Annotated in this window: 16 protein-coding genes; 3 read left to right on the forward strand and 13 right to left on the reverse strand. The window is 51.5% G+C overall.

The annotated features are described in order from the left end of the window. Nucleotides 1-467: hypothetical protein (locus AB1690_04655; protein MEW6014594.1), on the forward strand; the 467-nt coding region annotated here is incomplete at its 5' end. A 129-nt stretch (nt 468-596) separates the two neighbouring features. Here the strand turns inward: AB1690_04655 and AB1690_04660 are convergent. From AB1690_04660 to amrB, 13 genes are all read right to left on the reverse strand, one after another. Next, nucleotides 597-1,223, reverse strand: a complete 627-nt coding sequence (locus AB1690_04660) for a superoxide dismutase (GenBank protein MEW6014595.1) — start codon at nt 1,221-1,223, stop codon at nt 597-599. A gap of 207 nt (nt 1,224-1,430) precedes the next feature. Continuing rightward, a complete protein-coding gene (locus AB1690_04665) occupies nt 1,431-3,377 on the reverse strand; it encodes a hypothetical protein (GenBank protein ID MEW6014596.1) in 1,947 nt (648 codons plus the stop codon). Further along, nucleotides 3,374-3,904 (reverse strand): hypothetical protein, encoded by a 531-nt coding sequence (locus tag AB1690_04670; GenBank protein MEW6014597.1) that lies wholly within the window; start codon nt 3,902-3,904, stop codon nt 3,374-3,376. Before AB1690_04670 ends, AB1690_04665 begins: the two co-directional genes overlap by 4 nt. After that, nucleotides 3,901-5,919 (reverse strand): MXAN_6640 family putative metalloprotease, encoded by a 2,019-nt coding sequence (locus AB1690_04675; protein ID MEW6014598.1) that lies wholly within the window; start codon nt 5,917-5,919, stop codon nt 3,901-3,903. Before AB1690_04675 ends, AB1690_04670 begins: the two co-directional genes overlap by 4 nt. Further along, nucleotides 5,916-6,755, reverse strand: coding sequence for a PHP domain-containing protein (locus AB1690_04680; protein ID MEW6014599.1), 840 nt, complete (start codon nt 6,753-6,755; stop codon nt 5,916-5,918). The genes AB1690_04675 and AB1690_04680 overlap by 4 nt, the downstream gene beginning before the upstream one ends. Continuing rightward, nucleotides 6,756-8,282, reverse strand: coding sequence for a glutamate formimidoyltransferase (ftcD, locus tag AB1690_04685; protein MEW6014600.1), 1,527 nt, complete (start codon nt 8,280-8,282; stop codon nt 6,756-6,758). Nucleotides 8,283-8,300: 18 nt separating this feature from the next. Further along, a complete protein-coding gene (locus AB1690_04690) occupies nt 8,301-9,254 on the reverse strand; it encodes a hypothetical protein (protein ID MEW6014601.1) in 954 nt (317 codons plus the stop codon). 5 nt (nt 9,255-9,259) lie between these two features. Then, nucleotides 9,260-10,075, reverse strand: a complete 816-nt coding sequence (locus tag AB1690_04695) for a DUF3108 domain-containing protein (GenBank protein ID MEW6014602.1) — start codon at nt 10,073-10,075, stop codon at nt 9,260-9,262. Between the two features lie 7 nt (nt 10,076-10,082). Further along, complete coding sequence (locus AB1690_04700) at nt 10,083-10,577, reverse strand: low molecular weight protein arginine phosphatase (protein ID MEW6014603.1); 495 nt, start codon at nt 10,575-10,577, stop codon at nt 10,083-10,085. Continuing rightward, on the reverse strand, nt 10,574-11,209 hold the full coding sequence (locus AB1690_04705; protein ID MEW6014604.1) for an L-threonylcarbamoyladenylate synthase: 636 nt from the start codon (nt 11,207-11,209) through the stop codon (nt 10,574-10,576). The genes AB1690_04700 and AB1690_04705 overlap by 4 nt, the downstream gene beginning before the upstream one ends. Then, entirely contained in the window at nt 11,181-11,783 is a 603-nt protein-coding gene (locus AB1690_04710; GenBank protein ID MEW6014605.1) for an SPOR domain-containing protein, read from the reverse strand. Before AB1690_04710 ends, AB1690_04705 begins: the two co-directional genes overlap by 29 nt. 2 nt (nt 11,784-11,785) lie before the next feature. Continuing rightward, nucleotides 11,786-12,865: a sugar phosphate nucleotidyltransferase gene (locus tag AB1690_04715; protein ID MEW6014606.1), complete on the reverse strand. Its 1,080-nt coding sequence runs from the start codon at nt 12,863-12,865 to the stop codon at nt 11,786-11,788. 66 nt (nt 12,866-12,931) lie between these two features. Then, nucleotides 12,932-14,458, reverse strand: a complete 1,527-nt coding sequence (gene amrB, locus AB1690_04720; protein ID MEW6014607.1) for an AmmeMemoRadiSam system protein B — start codon at nt 14,456-14,458, stop codon at nt 12,932-12,934. A 53-nt stretch (nt 14,459-14,511) separates the two neighbouring features. On the opposite strand from amrB, the gene AB1690_04725 reads away from it, so the two are divergent. Both AB1690_04725 and amrS read left to right on the forward strand, forming a co-directional pair. Next, nucleotides 14,512-15,468 (forward strand): DUF362 domain-containing protein, encoded by a 957-nt coding sequence (locus AB1690_04725; protein MEW6014608.1) that lies wholly within the window; start codon nt 14,512-14,514, stop codon nt 15,466-15,468. 41 nt (nt 15,469-15,509) lie between these two features. Next, on the forward strand, nt 15,510-16,359 hold an 850-nt coding region (gene amrS, locus AB1690_04730; GenBank protein ID MEW6014609.1), incomplete at its 3' end, for an AmmeMemoRadiSam system radical SAM enzyme.

The following is a 16,359-nucleotide window of genomic DNA, read 5'->3' on the forward strand; positions in this document are numbered from 1 at the left end:
TCTATCCGCCGGAGCGAAAAATTACAAGGACCGATTTGAAGAAGATACCGCAAATTATCCCTTTCTATTTCGATTTCGGCGTGAACCTGGTGCATGCCGATGACGTGATAGAGGGGATAATTTCCGCGCTGGAACGAGGAAGGAACCGAGAGCGGTATATACTTGCCGGCGACAACATCGATACTTTGCGTCTTTTTGCCGTCGCCCGGGAGTTTTTCAGGATTAGACGCCCCTGGCTTAAAATTCCGGTGTCACTTCTTTACCCGGTGGGATATGTCGGTGAGCTGCTATACCGGCTGCGGCATATCGGCGGACCGCACGGCAAGGGACCGCGGGTGAATCGCGGAATTGCCCGGTTGGCGAAACTGCGGTTCTTCTATGATATTTCTAAAGCAAGAAAGGAGCTGGGATATAATCCGCGGACAATAGAAGAATTTCTGCAAGAACTCACAGCAGATATGGTCTGAGCGACAGGGAAACTTATCGCGACAGTCCATAATTTATAATTGATTCAGGAGATGACTTTGACTTCAATAAAAATTGCGGTCAGCCATTATGGTCGACCGCAATTTCTATTGCACTATACGGAGTAAAAACTATTTGGCGTACTTTTTGAACCGCTCGTTAATTCTTCCCCAATGCAGGTTGGCAAGAAAGTTGTCTATATATTTGGCGCGCCCGGGACCATCTTTGTGGTAATAGGCATGTTCGAACACATCCAGGGAAATCAGCGGCACACCGCCCCAGATAGCGCCATAATGATGCTCATCAACTAAGACATTGAGCAGGCGACCGCTGTAAAGACGGTCAAAGACCAGAACACCCCAGCCGGAAAGTTTGGCGGCGATTGCGGTCGCCTTGAAATCGGCTTTCCAGTTGTCAAAACTTCCAAATTCTTTCTCGATGGCGGCTAAGACCTCTTTCCCCTTGGAGGGGTCGCCATCGCCTCCCAAAACCTCCCAGTAAACATCGTGCAACACGGTGCCGCCGTGGTTCCATGTCAGACGGCGTTTCAGTTCGCCGATTTCAGAATAATTGCCATTGGCGGCAGCGCGATCGGCTTTTTCCAGCGCCGCTTCAATTTTGTTGAGAAATGTTACATACCCTTTGTGATGAGTATTGTAGTGCCAGTCGGTCGTTTCCGGTGAAACGACGTCCTTAAGAAGTTTCTTGGCTTCCTCATCGGAATAGGGACGGGGATTGAATTTCCACTCGTACGACATATTTTTCCCTTCTTTATAATTTGTAATGTTACGTTAAACTGTTTCCCGTAACAACCAACGGTTCCAAAAGTTTCCCAAAAATTTAGAAATAGAAGATTAATGGTTCTTAACCGGATTGTCTATTTTTATACGGGAATTCACCCCGCAACGATTGGCCGAACTGGTACATTAGAAGCGAGCAGTTTTTTGCCGCAGATGCCGGGCAGTTCAATCGATAAAATTCCAGCTGAAACCAAAAAAGTCGTACCAGGTGGGGATAACAGCGTCCTCTCGAAGCGCATACGCCGCGCCCGTGATATTCTGGAAAATGTAATAGAAGCGAAATGACTTGATGGAGAATGAGAACTTCAAATTGATAATCGGGTCCTGACCCAGTTCCTTGCCACGGAAACCATGATAGGGACCATAATATTGCCCCTCGATATAGCCGTAGAGTCTGATAGGCGGTTTGCGGAATTGATAGGAAAGCTCCAGCCCTGAGAACAATTGATACTCCGGCGCATAGGGGGGATTGTCATTGTCGGTAAGGGTCAGATAGCGATAACTCCCTCCTCCTTTCCAATAAATATTGTCGCGATAGGAGATAGTTTTGACCAGCGAAGTAGAGATAAACTCCAGGTCGTGAGTGCCGGGGCGATAAAAGGGACCGGTCAAAGTATCGGCGCGCCGGAGCCAATCTATGCCATCAAAGATTTTGCCGCCAGTTGCGGAAAGAACCAGGTCATTGTTCGTGCGGCCAAGACCAACGGTCAAATTCCCCACCAACTGCTTTTCCGGTTTGAGTTCAGGATTCCCCGCTTCATAATAGTCAAACGTGTTCAGGTCGAGAAGTTTTTCCGCCTGTGATGTAAGATAAAGCAGCGACTGACGGGGAAATTTTCCAACATACCCGGCCGATATCTGAATAAAGGAGCGCTCACGGTTCCTTTGATAGGACAACATCGCCGCCGGAAGAGGGTCGAATCTTTCCACCTTTGCCACCGAGCTATAAAGGGTCAGATTCGAGCTGGAGTCGCCCGTGGATAAAGTTACTGCCGCTTTTGTATGCCACCGCTTATGGTTAACCCCAAGATCGTCAAACTCTTCTTCGCCGCCGATGACTTCGAGGCGGCTGTCAACTGTCCCGAACCGATGATAATGGAAAAGGCGGAGACTGTTATCAAAAATCTTAAGGGCCCGCTTGTAATTTGTAAGAGAACCGGAGGGACGCGATTCTGACTTTCGGAAACCATATTCCAGGGCGCTGGTGGCGGCGCTGGAATGATAGTACTCAATTGCGCCTTGAAACTGCTGCTCTCGTCGGTCGCGGGTCATCGGATAAAAGATAGTATCAGGATAGATTGCCAGTGTTCCCATACGGCGGTAGAGCCATCCCTGCAGATTCAGACTCCATCTCTTGCCGACAGGCTGATATATTTCGCCCCACTGATGATAGGCGCTGTCGCTCAGAAACAGGTAAGCGCCATTCGCTTTGCGATACTGCACCGCCGCGGCAATCCTCCGCCCTTTCTGGCTCTCACTGGTGAATTGCGCTCTGGTGTTGGCATAACCCCAGGAGCCTTTATCGACCACCAGCCCGGAGAGGGCTTTTCCTCTTTCCGGTCTGGGCAGAGTCATTATGAGAGAGGAAACGGCGTTCTCGGCGCCGAATGCCATCCCCAGCGGACCCTCTACACTGTACACTCCTCCCGATGCAAAATCTGGAATATCATTCAAATCAGTCAGGCCATCGGGCTGAAGAATATGCTCACTCGGAGCAAGCGGTCGTCCGTCCAGTATGAGATTCAACCGCTCCCCCGGCAGACTAAATGGAGCGGCCGTTTTTCTCTGAGGCGTCTGGTGGTCCTCAATGACTGAATAAGAAGGAGCAAATTTTAAGAAATCGCCGGCATCATGAAGAAAAGAGCGATTGGCATCGGGGCGAAGGTCTAAACGTGACGGCAACGCTCGCACTGTCAGAGAATCATAGAAGATATATTTCTCGAAACCGAGTGTATCAACTTTTTGTAGCTTCTGCTGGAGCATCTCGGGGGTAATAATCAACACCGAATCGCCCGAAGGAATCCGGATAGTGTCGAGGGGAACCTCCTGTGCAACAACCTGCCCCGATAAAATGATTACGATAAGAAGGGCGGATGAAATGACTCTTATCATTTTCGCCGTCGGCTTTCTCGCTCCTGCAAAAATTTCAAAGCGGGATAGAACAACGGGAATATTATACCATTTGAAATAATGGTAATCAATGAAAATGCCAGACCGGATATGAACCGGGGCCAAAACGGCTGATAAAGCCAGGCGTCAACTATGTCAACCACCAGATGATAAAGCATGCCGGTCAGAATTCCTGCGGCGCTCAATATCAGGAGAAGCCCGGCTTCTTTCTTGTTTACACCGGCAAACTTGAATGCGCCGACTCCTACCGCCGCCGAAAGGGAGATTCCCGCCAGTTGCGAAAGAAGCAGCGGAAAGGCGACCGGACCGGAAGGATTCAGATTGGACCAGAGGAAAAAGCCTATAGAGCCGACCCCGATTCCGGGCCAGATACCCCAAAGGTAGCCGGCGGAAAAGACGATGAAAAAGGCCGGATTGACATTGGGCAAAAGCAGGGTGAAATAAGAGAAAACAAAAACCAGAGCCGCGAAAATCGCGACTCTGGCTATTATCTGCGGCGACGGTCTCATTTGATAACGGCAAGCTTGTACTTTTTGACCGTGCTGATATTGGCGTCGGGGACTTCCAGTCTTATGACCGCAATATAGACTCCGGGCGCCACCGCCTTGCCTTTGTCGTTAAGCAGATTCCAGGACCATTCCCATTCATCTTCATTGACAGGCCAGAGCACTTCGCCGATGCTGTCAGTCAAATTCGGCGAGAGCACCTTTTCTCCGGCGGCGTTGAACAAGTCTACGGAAACAAAGACTTTGGTGCCGCCCGGTATACCGGCTTCGCGCTCAAATTCGACTCTGAAAGTTATCTCATCATTGTCTGATTTAACTACCATCGGATTGGGATACGGGGCAAGCACTTTGAAGCGAAGTTTGGTGCTGTCGTCGAGGTCAACCTCCGTCACGGAATCGGCCACAAGATACCCAAAATGATATCCAGTGGCGCCGTCAATATAGGCAGAGTTTATAATCGATGATACCGATGGTATGGCGTAGAACCTGAAAAATCCGGAGGTGAACATGGAATCAACGACAATAGCCGAATCGGTCAGGTAATGTATGCGAACATCCGCCGGCGAACCTGAATTGATCGGAAAGCCGACTACAGCCGTATGCCACCGCAGCTGTAAAGAGGTAATCCGGTCGCCGGTGAAGCGGAAGATAGCGGTGTCGTCGCCCGGTCCAAGATTATTAAGCGTTATATAGTTTGACGCCAGGTTTTGCGGCACCCGCTGTTTGAAATATCCCATTTTTTCGGCGGTTATCTCCGGGGTAGTACTGGGCCAGGGCCACACCATAAAGAAGGGATAGCTGGCATGCGGGATAAAAGCCGAATCAGGTATCATCGGATAATTCGCCGCCTCGGAGAAAACCAGTGGTGTCGCTACTGTGTCCACCGCTGTATTCCTTACATAGCGATATGAGAGCGGAGCTCTTACCGAACGGGGACCGGTAAACAGATTATAGACGCTGAACTCGGCAAAAGCGCGCCCCAAATCATATTCCCCCGTCGAGAGCTCCATTATCGCCTCATTGGCGGCGCGAAGGAACTGCGGTCCGGTGCCGTAATCGCGACAGCGCTCCCAGATTTCGCGCACAATGCTCGGTCCGAATTTCTCGCTCAAATATATCGGGAACACCGCCGCGCCATAGGGATGCAGCGAGTTGCCGATGGAGAAATCCTGAAGCGCCAGCCAGGGGTAATCATAGAATGCCTTGAGATAACCGTAATAGTCATTGATGGCGTCGTACGCCGCCTCTTCCATCCAGGTGGAGGACATCTCCCACCAGTACAGTCGCGCCGGGTCATCATAGGTGTTGGCGCCCTCGTACTCGGTATAATCCATACCGAAATGGATGGCGTGAAAAAATTCGTGGGCCACAGTAACACGAACCGCATCGAGAGGACGGGTGCTGTACGGGGCAAAATTGTAATTATTGTCAATTACCAGGTAAGAAGTTGCCGACTGCGCGTTGATGGCGATTTCCCCCTGGGTATAGCCGTAATATGACAAGCCGAGTTCCTGGATATAAATGTCATAGAGAGAGTCGCCCCCGTCGGGGTAAAAATCATCCTGAGGCGGCGACGGGAAACCGAGATAGACCGTTATAAAATTATATACGGAATCGGCGATTTCGGACACCCGATTGACATAATCAGGAATGCCGTCGGCCGGAGCGATATCGACATTTGACTGATAGACGGCGTCAACTCCCGAGGTGGTGTAATGTATCATAAATCTCTGCGCCGGCGAGACCATCGAATCGGAAAGAGCGGGACGAGCCATCGGCTTGGCGGCGCGGAACGACTCCGACATCTGAGGCAGATTCAAGAATAATTCGAAGGCGATACTGGTGCCGCAATGGGGCTGCTCTACAGAATCGAGGGAGACCGGTATAGGTCCAGCGCCCCGAAGATACCGCATTCGGTCGAGCAAATCCTGCTGGTACTGTTCGCTCAATGTTTCGGCAGCCGCGGTCCCTGCCGCAAAGAGCATCAGAAGAATCATAAATACAAGTGACGTTTTCAATGGATACCTCTATTTCTTGAATTGTATCTTGCTTTCAGTGATTCGAGAATATCATAGGCGACCGGTTCACTTCCGATGAGCCCGTATTTGCCGTCACGCCCATGGAAATCGGAGCCGCCGGTGATTAATAGATTATGCTCCTGGGCAATCTTCTTGTAGCGGGTCCGGTGCTGGCTGTTATGATTGGGATGATAAATTTCGATGCCATCCAGGCCAATCGGCACCAGGTCGTCAATGAAACGGGAGACATTGCCGATTCCGGGGTGCGCCAGGACTGCCAGACCGCCGGCGTTATGAATAAGAGCGATAGCCTCGGCCGGGCTCATATTTTCCTTGGGGACATAGGCGGGCGATTTATCCCCGATATATTTTCCAAAAGCGGCTTCATACGATTTTACCGCGCCGATTCTGAGCAGGGCATCGGCAACATGCGGCCTCCCGATGGCGGAGTTACCGGCAATCTCTTTTACAAGTTCCAGAGGGATTTCGACTCCCATCTTTTTTAATTTGCTTAACATTATTTCGCCGCGGCGGTTCCTTTTTTGGCGAAAATCGGCAAGAGCATCGGTCAAAGCCGGATTGTCTGCGTCAATAAAATACCCCAGCAGATGTATATCATCGGTCCCCTTTCCGGCTGACAGCTCTACCCCGCTGATTAACTCCGGGTCATCGGTCCTGAGGAGTTTCCTGATTTCGCGATATCCCTGCAGGTTATCGTGGTCGCAAATGGCAAAAGCGCGCAGACTCTTTGACCGGACAATCTCGAGGATTTCCACTGGGGAATTCAGTCCATCCGAGTAATAGGTATGAATATGCAGGTCGATGCGGTCGTACATCTAAAGCTTGCTCTCCACGACCTTCCGGATTTCATCGGCAAGCAGGCTGCTTTTTTCCTGTAAACCGGCGATTTCCCGGCGCAGGTTTTCCACAAACTGGGTATCGTCCAGAGAGGAGATATTTATCTTCACATTATATATGGCTCCCTCAATGGCGGCTTTTGCCATCAGCGCCGAGACACCGGCATCAGACACGGAATTGACATTCCCCTTTTCGGCAACAATACGGGTCAGTTCCAGCACCTGCAGGGAAAGCCGGGCGGTCTCCAGCGGCGCCAGGGCGGCCTGCTTGGTAGCGGCTATGATTTCCGCATTGCGTCGGCTTATTTCAGATTCGGTATCTCTAGGCAGTTTGCGGGCAGACATCACCTTGTCAAACGCTTCGCCGTCCTTCTTAATCATTTCCGTCAATTGCGCCCGCAAGGTTTCGGCTCTGTCGCGGATAGCAGTCAATTCCTGCTGAACATCGACATACTTTTTCTTCCCAACCGTCAGACGGCAGACCATGGCATCAAGCGCCGCCGCCAAAGCTCCGGCCGAAGCGGCTACCGAGCCGCCACCGGGGGTCGGAGATGAAGAGGCAACTTCATCGTAGAATGATGCGGCAACACCGCCGCCACCAACTCCGCTGCGGCGCAGTTTTTCTTCCAGTACCTGAGCCGCTGTAAAATTTTCGAGGCGAAGATAAAAGTCGGCAACATCAAGCAGCGCCTGTTGAGGAACAAGTCCAATTATTTCTGAGGATAGAACATTGACCCCGTAACGGGCAGCCTCGGACTTAATTGTCTCGAATACCCGAAAGAGCGGGGTCTGAGTATAGTTGACCAGGTTCATCGAGACCTGCACCAGATTGCGCTCTTTTATGGAGAAGCCCATCGCCTTAACAAAGCGATATCCGCCCTTGGCAAAGCGAACGGCATTAGCGACTTTCTTGGCGATAGAAACGCGGTCGGTATCAAGATAGACATTGAACGCAACCAGCGGGAAACGGACACCAATGGCGGTGGCTCCCGCCTTGAGGTTCATCTTCGATGGACCGTAATCCGGTTTGCGGCTCGGGTTGGTTTCGATTTCATCCCGGATCGCCTCATATTCTCCGCGCCGGACATAAGCGAGATTCTGGCGGTCCGGGTGGGTGGCGGCTGATTCATACAGATAAACCGGTATCTGCAGCTCCTCCCCTACCCGTCGGCCCAGCTGGTTTGCCAATTCAATCGCTTCCGCTTCGCTGAAATCAGAAATCGGAATGAAGGGACAGACGTCGGTCGCCCCCATCCGGGGATGCTCCCCCTGATGAGTCCGCATATCTATCAGTTCGGCCGCTTCTTTATAACCTCGAAAACAGGCTTCGACCGCATCTTCCGGCGGGCAGACAAAGGTGACCACGGCGCGATTATGGTCGGCATCCATCTCCCGGTCAAGCAGTACCACCGATGGAACAGAGGTGATGGCGGCGACAATTCTATCAATAACATCTTTTCGGCGCCCTTCGGAAAAATTAGGCACACATTCGACAAGTCTAATCATATAGGCAACTCCCAGAATCTACTTGGTGACTCTGACAAACGATTTCAATCCCCAGGCCATCAGGGGAATCATTATTTCGTGATGACCGATGAAATTGTATCCCTTGCCCCCGGTTTCGGTAGGCCGGCGAACGATATTCATTGCGGGACGATAGTGGTTAATCATATCGAAATTGGCGGTCGTGATATTCGGGGTATGCTTGCCAATATTCCGCGCCACGGTTAAAGCCTTCAGAAAAACCTCCGGCAGAATAACGGCGGAACCGATATTGGCGACCACCCCGCCCCGGTCGGCCGACAGCAGGATATTGGCAAGAATCTTGAAGTCGCGGAAGGATGCCTCGCCGGCGGCAGCGGCATCAAAAACGGGATGTTGCTGAACGATGTCAGTGCCGATTCCCAGATGAACCGTCACCGGCATCGACAAACGCTCCGCCGCCGCAAAGAGCGAATGCTTGCGAAAAGGAAATTTCGGTCGGTTCAAAAACTTCCCGGCCGCTTCACCGAGACCGAGTTCGTCTTCTATAGCGAGCCGGACAATTTCGGCGTACATATGTCCTGTTTCCTCCGCCATACCAAAGGAGCCGTCTCGCAGACCGGCGGCGACATCTTCCGAGGTTCTTCCGCCAAAGGCAAGCTCCAGGTCATGAATCAAGCCGGCGGAATTGAAGGAGAGACCGGTAACGATGCGGCGATTCATCAGGTCGATTATCACGTCCGAAAGCCCGACTTTGATGACATGAGCGCCAAGCATCAGATGAAAGGGGCGTCCTTTGCGGCGCGCTCTGGCGACCGCTTTGAGGAACTCCTGAAGTTCCTCCGCTTTCAGAAATCGGGGCAGTGACGCAAAAAAGCGGTCAGCCCCTGTCGTCTCCAGCGCCCGGCCGAAATTGCCGATAGCGGTCTTGCTGGGGCGCTTCTTTAAGGAGACCAGGCGAACCTTTTTTAAATCAATTTGCTGGAAACGGCTCATAACCTTCAAAAATCCACAATTTCGCCCAGTTTGTAGTCGGTCAATTCGGCCGAGATTGAGCCTACCAGAACTTTCGACTTCATTAAAACCGGCATTTTCAGGCGGTCATCGGTCAGCCAGACCGTCAGTTTCCCTTCATGCTTGAATATTCCTGAGCTCAAAAGCAGCGGCTCGACCACGATACAATCGAATTTTCCGGCTTTGACGCGGATGGTTTCCTTCCGATGCACTTTCACCTCCAGCGGATATTTCTTGCCATCGGTGAAATTCTCCACAAATATCGATTCACCTACCTTCAGCTCTTGTGTTCGCACATAATAAAGGATGGAGAGAGCATCCTGCACATATGGTGGGACTTCAATGGTATCCTTCTCATAGAAAACGCGGTGATTGAGCTGGTCAAAGCTGTATTTCTTATGGGCGCGGTAACTTCCCTCGCTCAATTTCTTTTCGAAGTACCAGGAAAAGAGGCCAACGCCATCTACTATAGATGTAACAACATCTTCAACCCGGTAAAAAGAGGAGAAAAACTTATTGGAGTTGGCGGTCGAGATAATCTGGTAACAGGGACGACCGTTGTACTCTATCAGGTCAGCAACTTCCATCGTGGCATAGCCGGCATTAATGAAGCCGTAGCCGATATCGAAGGTCAGCTTCTCGCCCAGGCCGAAAGCGTTATTTTCAATATAGCGGTCAAGTCCCTGGTCGGGCAAAGCCTCCTGGGTTGCCTGAGCCGAAACCGGTCGCAGGGAGGCATAGACAAAATAGGCGGCCGCGGCGGCAGCGACAATACCCAATGTGATTAAGATTTTCTTGGTCATTCCTGTCTCATTGAGCCCTTTTCTTTTCCGCCCTTTCAATTATCACAGGAAGAATCCGCCCGATTTCTTCACCTATCTCAATAAAGGTCTGATTGTACATATCCAGCGACCCGCCTATCGGGTCGGCGATTCCTTCGCCGTCGCATCCGGCATCCGGGAAATTCCTCAGAAGGAACGTGCGCGAGCGGGCTTCGGGCGAAAGGCGCACCACTTCATAACAGTGCGCCGGTGTCATGGCGAGTATCAAATCAGTCTGTTCAATCAACTCTGCGGTCAAAGGACGGGACTTATGTCCGCTGATATCGGCCTCCCATATCCGGCAGGCTTCAATGGCGTAAATGGTCGGAGGGAAACCGGAGGCCGCGGCCGTTCCGGCGGAATAGACATCGATCCAATCAATTCCGCGGTTTTGAAGGAGTTTGCGCAGTCCCCCCTCCGCCATCGGGGAACGACAGGTATTGCCCGTGCAGACAAACATAACTCTGAATCTCTCCTCACTCATGCCGTCTCCAGAAAGCGGTCAATTTCAGATTTCGTGATGGCTCCCTCGCGAAGGATTATCGTTACTGCCCCCGAGCAATCCACGACCGTGGAGACATCACCCGCCAGCGGACCGCTATTCAAATATAAGGATATGCTGTCACCCAACATGGCGGCGATTTCATCGACTGTAACCGGCTGCTCATGTCCGGACAGGTTAGCGCTGGTCGCCGTAGGATAGAAATCAGAAACGGCCAAAAGCGCCTTAATCACTTCCGATGACGAATACCGTATCCCTATCTTGCCGTCAACTGCCAGGGGAGGACCCAGGTCTCTCTTGGCTTTTAATACTAACGTCAATGGACCGGGCAGATACTTATGCGCCAGCGCCTCGGCGCGGTGGTTCAATTCGCCCAGTTTGTTTATATCAGCAATGGAGGGCACAAAAAGGGCAACCGGTATCTCGGCCTTCCGTCCTTTCAACTTAATCATTTTCTCCAGAGCGCGGCGATGGTCATGGCGCGCCAATAAGCCGTAACGTGTTTCTGTCGGCGCCACGATAAGACCGTCGTCTCTCAATATGGCGGCGGCTTTCATGATGATATCACCACGAGGGGCATAGGGATTAATATCCAGGATTAGAGGCGCTGTCATTATCGATTTCAATTTCCACTGGCGCGGCCGGCGATTGATAACGGCTCTCGGCATCAGTGGTGCGATAGGTCGGCTCAAGATTCTGGACATTCATTGTCACCCGCACCACCCAGGCAGAGTCGTAACCGGCATCTTTGGCGATAAATAGATAATCTTCGGCTTGACGGCGATTATCGAAATCACCGAGGCGCACTTTGTAATAGGGGACCTCGTAATCAAGGGCTACTTTCTTATCGAAAATTTCCGAGGCGATACTCTGCTCCCGAACGGCCGGACCGTAGGTGCGGGATGTGAATATCTGCACCCGATACAGCTCCAGCGGCGTCGTGGCGGTGTCGGGGCGGGACAATTGCTGGTGGGCAGGCGGCAAAAGTTGCCCCGGTGCCGAGTCGGGCGTCGGCAGCGGATAGAGCGCCGGAACGATGGTTAAATCTTCAGGAATATTTAGAGGATATGTCTCCGGCGAGAATCGGGCTTTTCCTTTGTCATCTTTCCCTTTGGCTAAGCGCACGCCGCCGCAACCGGCCGCCACCGTCAGCGATAAGAGCAAAACTGCAGTCAATATTGTCTTCATATTTATAGGAATTTCTGCAGGTCCTTGTCTTCCGAAAACTGAGAGAGGATTTTCTTAATATCATTGGCTTTCGTCTTATGTACCACAAGGACCACCTTATCGGTCTTGACAATAACCAGGTCAGAGACACCGATTGATACAATCACGCCATCAGTCTCATTATAGATGGTGGTCTCATATACATCCGATACTTTGGCGGCGCCTATAATCACATTATTCTCGCGGTCTTTATCTTTATACCGCTCAAGGGCATTCCAGCTCCCAACATCATCCCAGAGAATATCGGCTTTTATGGTCAAGACATTTTCAGCATTCTCCAGAACGGCAAAATCAATAGAAATCGGCTCGGCTTTGTCATAGAGGTCTGTCCGAAGCGCCCATTCATCGCCGGTACCGATGCCCCGGGCATATCTGCCGAGCATCTCTCCCATCTCCGGCTGGCACTGACTGATGGAACCGAGAATCGATTTTACCGACCAGATAAACATCCCGGAATTCCAGAGATGTTTCCGCCCGTAGTAATATTCCTGCGCCACTACCGCTTTCGGTTTTTCGGTGAAGGCATCGACCGAATAGAAGGCGTATCCATTGGCCACTTTATGCTGCTGCCCCAGTTTTATATAACCATATCCGGTCTCGGCGCGGGTCGGCTCGATGCCGATTGTTATTAATCGCTCTTCTTCCGCGGCAACTTCCGCCCCCGATTTTATAATCTCAATCAACCGCTCCGCGGGGCGAATGATATGGTCGGCGGAGAGGACCACCATGACGGCATCAGGGTCAGTCTTGCTTAGATGTTCCGCGGCAAGTCCTATGGCAAGGCAGGTGTTGCGACCGCGCGGTTCAGCCAGGATATTTTCCGGTTTCAAGGAAGGAATTTCGTCCAGAATCGGCCCGGTCATATTTTCGGAGGTAACAACATAAATCCGCTCCATAGGAATCAGCGGCAAAACGCGGTCAATAGTCTCTTGCAGCATAGTCCGGTCGGAAATGAGTCGCAGAAGCTGTTTGGGGCGGTCAGCGCGAGAAAGGGGCCAGAATCTTTCTCCCCGTCCGCCGGCCAGTATGACTCCGTAAATCAAATGGAACCTCCATTTTCCTGTAAATTGTTATCATAACAATATAAAAACCGCTTGTCAAGGATGCCCTTATTCCCCGAAGACAATAGCCCCAAACTTGTAGATTACAGCCTCCGGAGAACGATAGCTGTCTGAGGGAATACCGGCTTTGCGACAGAGTTGTACCAGAAATTCCTCGCGGCTCCATCGATAAGAAACCGCCACCTGCGGAAGCAGCAGCCCCCGGCTGTTACCGTAGGTAATCATTAACCCGTCACGACCGACCTCGATCTCATCAAGAGATATTATCTTTTCCAGAGGGGTCAGGATGGAGATTTCAATATGCAGTTGCGGCAGTTCATCGGGACCGACCGGTACAAAACGGGGGTCGCCGAAAGCAGCCTGGACAGCGCAGTACGCGACCGTCTTTGATATCGACTCGCTGGCAGCCGTTTGCCCTATGCAGCCGCGAAGATGACCATTGCGGGTCAAGGTTACAAAAGCGGCGCCCCGTTTATCCAGAATCTTGTCAGAATCAACGGCAGGAAGGGCGCGGTTCTCCAAATACGACTGTATCGAACGGCGAGCCAGGCTCAAGAGTTTCCTTTTTACTTCGGGCGTCAGGTCCCATTCGCTGAATAATGAAGAATCAGAAGCCGCACCGGATGAGACCGAAGGCGGCCTTCCCTCCACTTTGCTTTCCCCCATTGAAGATTTCTCCGCGGAGCGATAAATCACCGCGGCGAGATAGCCGACTACGCTGCTTTTGTCATCGCTGATATCGCCGGAATCTCCATACTTGAGAATCATCACCCGGTTGGCTCCTCGATTAACGGCGGCGCGCATTACCGCCACCGCAGCGCCTCCGCCGCACATTTCGGTCTTGCCGTCTCTTAAATTTTTCTCCAGACAGTCGGCATCAATTTTCATAAGGCATTCTATTCCGACCGAGTCCAGTTTCCATCCTTCGGAAGCAGACCGGTAATGTTGCCAGTCGGTCGAGGCGACCAGAATGGTGCGGCGCGTGTCGGGGATGCCGTTTAGTGCCTTCTCAAGCAGAGAAGTATTGACGTCATCAGGGTATCCCATTAGTATCGGAATTATCTTGAAATCTGAAAGCACCGTCTGCAGATAAGGAAGTTGCACCTCAAGGCTATGCTCCTGAAGATGGGCTTGCGGGATAATCTCGATTCCCTTGAATGAACCGGTCATCAGCTGGCAGATGGTATCGTCGCAGGATAGCTCACCCAGTGGAGTCTTCCAGGTTACACCGGGACCATAGACCGAAAGCCCCTGAAATCGATGCCGATGCGACACTCCACAGAGAACCACGCGCTCAAAGGTTTTGCCCTCAATTAACTTATAGGCATGCGCCGCTATCTGCCCGGAATAGACTAACCCGGCATGCGGCACAATAAGAGCGATGATATCACCATCGATTCCTTCCGAAATAATGGCTTTGTTCAGATGCTCATTCACCATTGCTGAAAGAGCTTGACGATCTGCCGGATAGAATTGACCGGCGACGGCCGGCTGGCGAACTTCCGCCGTTACAGACGAGCAATGGCAAACCAGGAGTATTAATAAAGACTCTAATATGGTGCGACAATGTGACATATCTGCAATCAGGAGGATACCGCACAGAGTTCAGCCGGTCAAGGAAAAAAGGGTTGACAGGCAAGGTGATATCGATTGTATATGACAGTATGAGCCGGGTAGTTGTGGTTCGAAGGGAATTGCCATTAAAGGCAAAGACACTGGGTATGGCAGATTATTTCACCATGCTCGAAGTCGGACTGAAAGAATTGGCTGGTTCGGTTCAAATCAGTGATGCCATTAAAAGATATATTCCACCAGGAATAGTCGGTCTCAAAGTAAACTGCCTGACAAGAAAATATAATTCAACTTCTGTGGCAGTGGTGAAAGCGCTTATAGCGCTTCTGGCAAGAGACGGCCGCGATGAGAACGAGATCATCGTCTGGGACCGCACCAGCAATGAGCTGGAAGGGGCCGGCTTTAAGCTGAATCTCTCTTCATCAGGGGTGAGAGTCTTCGGCACTGACGTCAGCCGATACGGCTATAGCCCTGAAATCTATTCCTCGGGGGAAGTCAATTCGCTGGTAAGCCGCATCTTGACGGAGGAGATTCAATCGCTCATAAATCTTCCCGTACTAAAAGACCACTCCATCGCAGGGATGTCGGGGGGACTGAAAAATCTTTTTGGGGTAATAAATAACCCCAACAAATATCATGACAATAACTGTGACCCATTTGCGGCGGAAATCCTGGGACTTGCCCCTGTTAAAGAAAAGCAGAAACTGACCATTATCGACGCCGCCCGGGTTCAATTTAACGGCGGGCCCGGTTTCGACAGCCGCTTCCTGGCTGAGTACGGCGGCATTATTTTATCGGATGACCCGGTGGCGGCAGACTCTGTGGCGTTAATGATTCTGGAGCAGTTGCGCACGAGGAACCATCTGCCGACCCTTGAAAAATCGGGGAGAGCGGTTAAGTATCTTGCGACTGCTGAGAAGCTCGGATTGGGCATGGCTGACATAACTAAAATTGACTTGGTAATCAGGGAATTTATGGTCGATGGCTCCATTCGGCAGGGAGAACTGTTCTAATGGAGCGGCGGAGATTCTTAAGAACTCTCGGAGGCGGAGCAATGACATCTGTTATTGCCGGTTCCGGAATTATTCCGCAAATCATCGGCGGCATTGAAAACGCCTGCGCCTTCTCCTTCACAAGGAGACTTTCGGCGCATGAAGCCCGTTTCTACAAAAAACTCGAGGGAGGAGGAATCGAGTGCGGCATCTGCCCCCGCAAATGCCGGGTGACTGACCTGGAAAGAGGATACTGCGGCACCCGGGAAAACCGTTCCGATATTTATTATTCCCTGGTCTATGGTCTTCCCTGCTCCGCCAATATCGACCCAATTGAGAAAAAGCCTCTTTATCATTTTCTTCCCGGTTCCAGGGCGTTTTCGCTGGCGACGGCGGGATGCAATGTCAACTGCAAATTCTGTCAGAACTGGGAGATTTCACAGATGCGACCGGAGCAGACCGACAACTTTGAACTCCCCCCTCAGGCAGCCGTCGATACCTGTATAAGGGAGCGCGTTCCGGTCATTGCCTACACCTACTCTGAGCCGGTGATATTCTATGAATATATGTATGATATCGCGGAATGGGGAGATAAGAGCGGCATCAAATCGGTCATGATTACCGGCGGCTATATCGAAGCGCAGCCGCTCGCGCAACTTCTGCCGCAGATGGATGCTGTCAAAGTGGACCTGAAGGCGATTCGCGAGGAATATTATCGCAATATTGTCGGCGGTCAGTTGAAACCGGTGCTGGACGCCATTGTGCAGATAAAAAAATCCGGTGTCGGGCTGGAAATTGTCTATCTGGTGGTGCCGACACTGAACGACTCCGATGCCGAGTTTCGTGATTTGGCGCAATGGCTGAAAAACTATGTCGGCACAGAAACTCCTGTGCATTTCTCGCGATTCCATC

The organism is Candidatus Zixiibacteriota bacterium, from assembly GCA_040753495.1.
In the GTDB taxonomy this organism is placed as follows: domain Bacteria; phylum Zixibacteria; class MSB-5A5; order GN15; family PGXB01; genus DYGG01.

Coding starts and splice junctions, on each gene's coding strand:
- ftcD (MEW6014600.1), bottom strand. CDS start 8,282: ATGATTAGACTTGTCGAATGTGTGCCTAATTTTTCCGAAGGGCGCCGA.
- AB1690_04700 (MEW6014603.1), bottom strand. CDS start 10,577: ATGAGTGAGGAGAGATTCAGAGTTATGTTTGTCTGCACGGGCAATACC.
- AB1690_04690 (MEW6014601.1), bottom strand. CDS start 9,254: ATGAGCCGTTTCCAGCAAATTGATTTAAAAAAGGTTCGCCTGGTCTCC.
- AB1690_04695 (MEW6014602.1), bottom strand. CDS start 10,075: ATGACCAAGAAAATCTTAATCACATTGGGTATTGTCGCTGCCGCCGCG.
- AB1690_04660 (MEW6014595.1), bottom strand. CDS start 1,223: ATGTCGTACGAGTGGAAATTCAATCCCCGTCCCTATTCCGATGAGGAA.
- AB1690_04665 (MEW6014596.1), bottom strand. CDS start 3,377: ATGATAAGAGTCATTTCATCCGCCCTTCTTATCGTAATCATTTTATCG.
- AB1690_04670 (MEW6014597.1), bottom strand. CDS start 3,904: ATGAGACCGTCGCCGCAGATAATAGCCAGAGTCGCGATTTTCGCGGCT.
- amrB (MEW6014607.1), bottom strand. CDS start 14,458: ATGTCACATTGTCGCACCATATTAGAGTCTTTATTAATACTCCTGGTT.
- AB1690_04705 (MEW6014604.1), bottom strand. CDS start 11,209: ATGACAGCGCCTCTAATCCTGGATATTAATCCCTATGCCCCTCGTGGT.
- AB1690_04710 (MEW6014605.1), bottom strand. CDS start 11,783: ATGAAGACAATATTGACTGCAGTTTTGCTCTTATCGCTGACGGTGGCG.
- AB1690_04680 (MEW6014599.1), bottom strand. CDS start 6,755: ATGTACGACCGCATCGACCTGCATATTCATACCTATTACTCGGATGGA.